Raw genomic sequence first — 8363 nt, forward strand, 5'->3', positions numbered from 1 at the left:
GTCGTGGCGCGGGCAGCGGCATGAGCTTCCCGACGAGCTTCGGCCCGGCGCAAAGCACGCTGGAAACGACAGCGGAAACCGTGGCGAACGCCGGCGCACGTGCGGCAGGCGTCAAGAGCGCCAAGCCGGTCTATACCGTGCCAACCAACTCGACGCTGATGGGGTCGGTCGCGATGACGGCGCTGATCGGTCGTGTGCCGATCGACGGGACGGTGAACGATCCGTACCCCTTCAAGGTACTGGTCGGGCCGGACAACCTGACCGCCAATGGCATCGACATTCCCGACGTGGCCGGCGCTGTGTTCAGCGGAACCGCGTCGGGCGACTGGACGCTTTCGTGCGTGCGCGGTCAGGTGCGCAGCATCACCTTCGTGTTCCACGACGGCACGATCCGCACCATTCCCGAAGACCGCGACGGCAACCAGCAGAACAACCAGCAGCGCGACGGCCTGGGCTGGATCAGCGACCCGTATGGCATCCCTTGCGTCAGCGGCGAGCGGCGCAGCAACGCCCAGCAGTACCTCGGCTCGCAGGCCCTGATCACCGCGGCCGGTGCCGGGGTGGCCTCGCTGATCGACAGCGACAGCGGCCAGATGTCCTACGTGGGCGCCGACGGTTCCATCGGCAGCGTCGGCATCTCGGGCAACGAGGCCGTGGGCCGCATCCTGGCCGGTGGCGTGCGCGACATGGCGGACTGGGTGAACAAGCTGTACGGGCAGGCGTTCGCGGCCGTCTATGTCCAGCCCGGCGCGAAGGTCGCCGTCCACCTCGAAAAGCCGCTCGCCATCGACTTCGATCCCGAAGGCCGCAAGGTCGATCACCGCGCAGGAGAAAGCCATGCTCTCGAACTTGAATAGGGGCCTGGCGCTGGCCCTCGCCGTCGCGGTGCTCGGCGGCTGCGCCACCAGCAAGGAAAAGCTGCTGCCCCACGGCGACAGCACGATGATGGACATCTGGCAGCAGAACGCCGGCGACGGCGGCGGGAGCGCCGGCCAGGCGGCACGCCGGCAGTTGCTCGATGCCCGCCAGAGCCTGCGCCGGCCGCTGACCGAGGCCGACGTGCAGGCCGCGCCCGCCGAGCAGATGCGCTACACGCGCACCGCGCGCAACGAGGTCTATCGCCAGTTCCACCGGCTGCCGAATCCCGATCTCGTCATGTATGTGTATCCGCACCTGGCGGGCTCGGACCCTGTACCTGTGCCGGGCTACACGACGGTCTTCCCCCTGTACCAGCGCGTGCAGTACGCCATGCCGGGCGAGCGCGTGGAGGACTACTGATGCGCTGGAAACTTCCCTGGCCGAAGCTGACCGCATCCAGCACCAGCGACGACGAGCAGCCGGACGGTTGGCAGCGCCACGTCGATGCCTTGCGCCAGGCCGGCATCCCCGAACCTGGTGCAGCGGTACAGGGCCGCAGGCCGGCGACGGTAGCCGACGAGCAGGCGCTGTACGACGTCGCGCCGTCGTTCGCGGAACTGCTGCCTTGGGTGGAGTTCCTGCCGCAGTCGAAGTCCATGCTGCTGGAGGATGGGCAGTCGGTCGCTGCCTTCTACGAGCTGGTGCCGCTGGGCACCGAGGGCCGGGAACCCGGTTGGCTCGCGCATGCCCGCGATGCCTTGGAGAACGCGCTCCAGGACTCGTTCGATGAGCTGGACGAAAACCCCTGGGTGCTCCAGCTCTACGCCCAGGACGAGCCCAGCTTCGACCAGTACATGCAGACCCTGCGCGACTACGTGCAGCCGCGCGCCCGCGATACCGCATTCACCGAGTTCTACCTGCGCTTCTTCGGCCACCACCTGCGCGCGGTCGCCAAGCCGGGCGGCCTGTTCGAGGACACGGTGGTCACGCGGCTGCGCTGGCGCGGCCAGACGCGGCGGGTGCGCATGGTGATCTATCGCCGTGCCACCGGGCAGGCAAGCCGCCGCGGCCAGACGCCCGAGCAGATGCTGAACATCGTCTGCGACCGCCTGTGCGGCGGCTTGGCGAACGCCGGCATCCAGGCACGGCGCATGGTCGCAGCCGACGTCCACGACTGGCTGCTGCGGTGGTTCAATCCGCGCCCCGCGATGCTTGGGCCGAGTGCAGAGGACCGGGAGCGCTTCTACGCGATGGCGCGCTACCCCGACGAGGCCGAGGACGGCGAAATCGAGCTGGCGAGCGGGCGGGATTTCAGCCAGCGGCTGTTCTTCGGCCAGCCACGCTCCGACGTGGAGCATGGCACCTGGTACTTCGATGGCATGCCGCACCGCGTGCTGATCACCGACCGCCTGCGCATGCCGCCCGGCACCGGACACCTGACCGGCGAGACCCGCAAAGGGGATGCCATCAACACGCTGTTCGACCAGATGCCGGAAGACACCTTGCTTTGTCTCACGATGGTCGCCACGCCGCAGGATGTCCTGGAAGCGGATCTCAACCACCTGGCGAAGAAGGCGGTGGGCGAGACACTGGCGTCGGAGCAGACGTTGAAGGACGTGCAGGAAGCCCGCTCCCTCATCGGCAGCGCGCACAAGCTCTACCGGGGGACGTTGGCGTTCTACCTGCGCGGACGCGACGAAGCGGAACTGGACCGGCGCGGCCTGGACCTGGCGAACGTGATGCTCAATGCCGGCTTGCAGCCGGTGCGCGAGGACGACGAGGTGGCACCGCTCAACAGCTACTTGCGCTGGCTGCCGTGCTGCTACAACCCCGGCCAGGATCGGCGCAGGTGGTACACCCAACTGATGTTCGCGCAGCACATCGCGAACGTGTCGCCGGTGTGGGGCCGCGCCCAAGGCACGGGGCACCCCGGCATCACGATGTTCAACCGTGGTGGCGGCCCGATTACGTTTGACCCCTTGAACAGGTTGGACCGGCAGATGAACGCCCATCTCTTCCTGTTCGGTCCCACCGGCTCGGGCAAGTCAGCGACGCTCAACAACCTCTTGAACCAGGTCACGGCGATATACCGCCCGCGGCTGTTCATCGTGGAGGCCGGCAACAGCTTCGGGCTGTTCAGCGATTTCGCACGCAGGCTCGGGCTAACGGTGAACCGGGTCAAGCTGGCCCCAGGCTCCGGCATCAGCCTCGCGCCGTTCGCGGATGCGCGCCGGCTGATCGAAACGCCGAGCGACGTGCAGACCCTCGATGCTGATGCGCTGGACGAGGACCTGCCCCCGGACGCCTCGGCCATGGAGGCGGACGAGCAGCGCGACGTGCTCGGCGAACTGGAGATCACGGCGCGGCTGATGATCACGGGCGGCGAGGACAAGGAAGAAGCCCGGATGACGCGGGCCGACCGCTCGCTGATCCGCCAGTGCATCCTCGACGCCGCCGAGCACTGCGTGGCCGAGAAGCGCACGGTGCTCACGCGCGACGTGCGCAACGCGCTGCGCACCCGCGGCCAGGACCCGACGCTGCCCGAAATGCGGCGCGTGCGGCTGCTGGAGATGGCGGACGCGATGGATATGTTCTGCCAAGGCACGGACGGCGAGATGTTCGACCGCGACGGCACGCCGTGGCCCGAAGCCGACATCACCCTGGTCGATCTGGCGACCTATGCACGGGAGGGCTACAACGCCCAGCTCTCCATCGCCTACATCAGCCTGATCAGCACGGTGAACAACATCGCCGAGCGCGACCAGTACCTGGGCCGCCCGATCATCAACGTCACCGACGAAGGCCACATCATCACGAAGAACCCGCTGCTCGCGCCCTACGTCGTGAAAATTACAAAGATGTGGAGGAAATTGGGGGCCTGGTTCTGGCTCGCGACGCAGAACATCGACGACTTGCCGCGCGCCGCGGAGCCCATGCTCAACATGATCGAGTGGTGGATCTGTCTCAGCATGCCACCCGATGAAGTCGAGAAGATCGCGCGGTTCCGCGAACTCTCGCCCGCGCAGAAGGCGCTGATGCTTTCGGCGCGCAAAGAGGCGGGGAAATTCACCGAAGGCGTCATCCTCTCCAAGAGCATGGAAGTGCTGTTCCGCGCCGTGCCGCCGAGCCTGTACCTCGCCCTCGCGCAGACAGAACCCGAGGAGAAGGCCGAACGCTACCAGCTCATGCAACAGTACGGCTGCACCGAACTGGAAGCGGCTTTCAAGGTGGCCGAGAAGATCGACCAGGCCCGCGGCATCGAGTCGCCGGCCCTGGAACTGTCGTAAACCGGAGAACGCCATGGAACAGAAACGTCCTTCCATTCCGATGCAGGTCCAGGCGTTCCGCCGTCGCCGCTGGCGGCCTCGCTGGCCCTGGGTATTGGCTGCTGCGCTGGTCGCGCTGCTGCTGATCTGGCTGGTGTCCCGGACGCCCGGAGAATCCTCAGCGCCGTCGCCCGCGCCGGCCAGCACGGCGCAGGTCGCTGGGCCACCCTGGCAGATGGGCAACCCGGAAGGCCGCTTCACGCTGACGCTCTATGCCGACCTGGAATGCCCGTTCTGCCGGGAGTACTTCCCGCAGCTCAAGCGGTGGGTCGGCAACAACACCGACGTCGCACTGATATGGCATCACCAGCCGCTGGCCGCGCATGAACCTGCCGCGTCGGCCGAGGCACGTCTGGCCGAGTGCGCCGCCGAAGCGGGCGGGCATGCAGCGTTCTGGCAGGCGGTCGAATGGGTCTATGCCCACACGCGCAGCGACGGCCAGGGCTTGCCCGATGGCTTGCGTTACCCCGAAACAAACTCAGCCATCGAACAGTGCATGGCGAGCGAGCGCCCCGACGCGGCCATCCGCGCCCAGGCCGCGGAAGCCACAAATAGCGGCGTAACCGCCACGCCGTCTCTGCGCCTGCTCGATCGCCAGACGGGCCAGGCCATCCTGCTGCAGGGGCCGATCGAGGGCGATGCCTTGCTGTCGGCCATGGACATGCTGGCGGCTGACGACACCAGCGCCGCGTCCACTACCGAGAAGCCCGCCGACGACGTGCATGTACCCCGGTAGTCCATGGCCCTAGAGGCCGTACCGCTACCACTCCATCAATCACTGCGGAGGCTTCGGCCTCCGCTTTTTCGTCGGCGCGAAACAAGCAGGTATGCGGGCAGTCCGTGATGCGCATTGTTTGTTGGGGCTGCCTCGGGTTCGCGTTTGACTATAGCCCTGATCAACTTCAGGACACGCGACATGCCAGCATCTCTTCCCCGGTTCGCGCCAGGCTGGCGAACCCTCGGCCTGGCTGTTGCACTGCCGGCTGCCCTGGCCGCTTTCAGCCCGGCCACCTTCGCCGCCGACGTGGTGGTCGTCACCGACAGCCGCCACCCGGTCAAGACCATGGGTGGCGAGCGGCTGATCGAGCTGGACGAATCCCACCGCATTGAAGCGGAGCTTTCTGCGGAACTGCCCACCGACCCCGAACAGGCGACGGCCATCGTCAAGCGCCGGCTGAATGGCGGTGGTGCCGATCTACAGCGACGCATCGCTTCCGCATACCAAGGCGTCACCGACGCATGGAGCCTCGGCGTCACCAGCCTCCCGGCCGTGGTGGTGGACAGGCGCTATGTGGTCTATGGCGAGCCGGACGTGGCTCGCGCTGTAGCGCGCATCGAGCAGCACCGGAGGAACCAGCCGTGACCCGACCATTCGACCTGATGCGCCGCCTGCGCGCTGGCGTGGCTTCGTTGCTGCTGCTCAGCACCACGGGCAGCTACGCCCTCAATACAGCAACCATCGTCGGCTCGGTGGCATCGCCCGATTGCCTCGAATACCGCGTCGTCGGCATCTGCTACTGGCTCTATTGCACATGGACGGGCTGCACCGTGCGCACATCCACCAAAGTGCGCCACTACGTTCCCGACGCGGTGGTTTCCAGCTACAGCAACACCGGCGAGAACCCCTGGGTCGAGGTGCAGTCGATGAGCCCGCCCAACGCATCCGCTGAAGCCGGCGGCGATGGGACCACCAACGAGGACCACGAGAACAATCTCGCCAAGTTCAAGAACGCCGACGTGATCGGCCACCCCGGTACTCTGGTCTTCAGCGAGTTCGCCTCATCGTCCGGCTACATCTGCGAAGGCGCGGGCACGGCATTCATGCCATATCTGCTCAGCACCTTGGATACGCTGGCCTGGCGCTACAACGTGCCCGAGATGGCCTACCCGGAAGCGCTGATTCCGGGCCGGCGCGAGGTTGGCGCACGCACCACGATGAACCTTTGGGGCAACGTGTACCCCCGCGGCGGCTTCCTGCACCAGACCGACGACTTTAAGGCCGGCGCAGTGGTGGCCCAGCGTGCGGGCGATGTGGTCACTCGCCGGGGGCAGATCCACGTCTATCAGCCGTTGCTTGCCAACTCCCGCGACGGCTACTGGCCGGCCGGCGCGCTGATGGAGGGCGATGCCTCCACCGGCAAGTGGCAAGAACTCACACCCGTCCTGTCCTCGTCCTGCACGGTCTTCCCGCGCAGCGGCTTTCTGACCCAGGCGCAGCAAGGCGACTACGCATGGGCGCTGTGGCGGCCGTATGCCTGCTGCGAACGCCGGGGCCAGGTGTTCCTGGGCAGCGTCGATTTCCTCTGAGGTGGTGCCATGAAGTTCCGTCCTGCACTCAATCCGTTCTCCCGCCGGGCACGTCGCACGGAGATCGTCCTGGCGCTGGCCGGCGCACTCGCGCTGGGCAGCGGCGTGGCCTGGGGTCAACTGGGCTACCAGACCAGCGGCAGTGTCATCGGCGATGACGTCATGTACTCGATCGGTGGCGGCAACGCCGTGTCGATGGGCCGTGCGGCCGGCATGCGCTCTCTCGGTGTCGGCGTGGGTTGGAACAGCAACTTGATCTGCGGCGACATGAGCATCCAGACCACGTTGAAGAACCAACTTAACGGCATCACCAACGGCTTCCAGCAAATCATGTCGTCGGTGATCCAGAGTGCCACCAGTGCGGTGGCATCGTTGCCCGCGCTGATCATCCAGCGGGCCGATCCCGGTCTGTACAACCTGCTCACCAATGGCGTGCTGCAGGCGCGGCTGGATTTCGACCGCAGCAAGCTGACGTGCCGTGCCATGGCCGAGAAGATGGCCGAAACGGCGGGCGGCCAGCTCGGCTGGAGCCAGATGGCCGAAGGGCTGGCGCTGCGCGATGCCGTGTCGAGCACGGATGCGGTCTCGGCCATCGAGCAAGCCGAGACGCGACGCGGCAATGACGGCGTGCCGTGGGTCGGGGGCAGCAACGCGGGCGGCTCCGGCCAGCCCGCGATCAAGGTCGTCGGCGATGTCACCCGCGCCGGCTACAACCTGGTCAACGGCCGCGGCGTGACCGACACCTCGTCCATCGCGCCGGCCAGTTGCGGCAGCCTCTCGTGCCAGACCTGGGCCTCGCCGCAGGCCGCCGTCGAGTGGGCTACGCGCGTGCTCGGCGAGAAGGAGCAGCGCACGTGCGATGCCTGCACCAAGACCGAGACGACGCCAGGCGTCGGGCTCACGCCGCTGATCCAGGAAGAGTACGACGCCAAGCTGCAGGCGCTCCAGGACCTGGTGACCAAGGCCAAGAACACGACGCCCGAGAACCTGCGCGAGGCCGGCAGTGCGTCGCTGCCCATCACGCGCGGCGTGATCGAGGCGCTGCGCGACGAGCCCGACCAGCACCTGCTGTCGCAGCGCCTGGCGTCCGAGGTCGCGCTGGCGTCCGTGCTGGAGAAAGCGCTGCTGCTGCAGCGCACGCTGCTCACGGGCAAGAAGGAGCCCAACGTCGCGGCCAACGAGCTTGCCGTTGAGGCGGTGAACCACGAGAGCGACACGCTCGACCGTGAGATTCGCAACCTCAAGACCGAACTGGAGCTGCGGCGCGAGCTGGCGAACAACTCGCCCATGGCGATCATCCAGCGCCACGGCGCGCGCGCGGCCGGCTCGCGCGGCATCTACGAGGGCGATCCTGTGCCGGACCGTCTCGACCAGCTCCAGAAGGGCAATCCGGGGAGTCGGCCATGAGCCCGGCGCGCATGGCCTGGCGGCCGCTGCGCTGGTTGTTCAGCCGGCGCGCGGCGAAGACGCTGCTGTGGCTGGTGCTGATCGTTGCCGCCGCCGTGGGGGCGAACGTCGCGGGCATCTACCTGGTCGGCAGCGTTGCAGGCTGGGAACGGTGGCTGGCGGCCTCCGCAGGGTATTTCTTCATCTGGCGGCTGTGCGTGTACGCGGCAACGGCCTATGGATGGTTCTGGATGCGCCGCCGGGTGCTGGCCCGCGAAGACCAAAGCGGGACAGATGGGCAGGCGCGGCGACGGCTGATCCGCACCGACGTCGCCGCCGTTGTCGCCATCGTCGCAGTGGAAGCCAGCCTGTTGATGCAGGCCGCTTGAGGGGAGATCGGGGCCATGACGCTTTTTACGATGGTCTACCTGGCCTCCTTTCCCAACCTCGTGTCCTGGATCGTCAAAAACGGTTGCATTTTAACAA

8 protein-coding genes are annotated in these 8363 nt (G+C 67.1%); all 8 read left to right on the top strand.

The features are described from left to right. A partial coding sequence (locus ABB33_RS17485; RefSeq protein WP_152985154.1) for a TIGR03752 family integrating conjugative element protein occupies positions 1–857 on the top strand: 857 nt, incomplete at its 5' end. Continuing rightward, positions 838–1278, top strand: coding sequence for a TIGR03751 family conjugal transfer lipoprotein (locus ABB33_RS17490; protein WP_033448780.1), 441 nt, complete (start codon positions 838–840; stop codon positions 1276–1278). The genes ABB33_RS17485 and ABB33_RS17490, both read left to right, overlap by 20 nt. Next, positions 1278–4145 carry a conjugative transfer ATPase gene (locus tag ABB33_RS17495; RefSeq protein ID WP_033448777.1) on the top strand — a complete coding sequence of 956 codons (2868 nt, stop codon included), beginning with the start codon at positions 1278–1280 and terminating at the stop codon, positions 4143–4145. The genes ABB33_RS17490 and ABB33_RS17495 overlap by 1 nt, the downstream gene beginning before the upstream one ends. A 13-nt stretch (positions 4146–4158) precedes the next feature. Continuing rightward, the gene (locus ABB33_RS17500) at positions 4159–4920 is read left to right on the top strand and encodes a DsbA family protein (RefSeq protein WP_033448774.1); all 762 of its coding nucleotides are present in this window, start codon (positions 4159–4161) and stop codon (positions 4918–4920) included. Positions 4921–5100: 180 nt separating this feature from the next. Next, entirely contained in the window at positions 5101–5547 is a 447-nt protein-coding gene (locus tag ABB33_RS17505; RefSeq protein WP_033449051.1) for a TIGR03757 family integrating conjugative element protein, read from the top strand. A gap of 17 nt (positions 5548–5564) precedes the next feature. Next, positions 5565–6491, top strand: a complete 927-nt coding sequence (locus tag ABB33_RS17510) for a TIGR03756 family integrating conjugative element protein (protein WP_425513324.1) — start codon at positions 5565–5567, stop codon at positions 6489–6491. 9 nt (positions 6492–6500) lie between these two features. Continuing rightward, on the top strand, positions 6501–7898 hold the full coding sequence (locus tag ABB33_RS17515) for an integrating conjugative element protein (RefSeq protein WP_033448770.1): 1398 nt from the start codon (positions 6501–6503) through the stop codon (positions 7896–7898). Between the two features lie 11 nt (positions 7899–7909). Further along, the gene (locus ABB33_RS17520) at positions 7910–8266 is read left to right on the top strand and encodes a hypothetical protein (protein WP_425513323.1); all 357 of its coding nucleotides are present in this window, start codon (positions 7910–7912) and stop codon (positions 8264–8266) included. Positions 8267–8363 lie beyond the last annotated feature (97 nt).

The organism is Stenotrophomonas acidaminiphila (assembly GCF_001431595.1).
Classification (GTDB): Bacteria; Pseudomonadota; Gammaproteobacteria; order Xanthomonadales; family Xanthomonadaceae; genus Stenotrophomonas; species Stenotrophomonas acidaminiphila.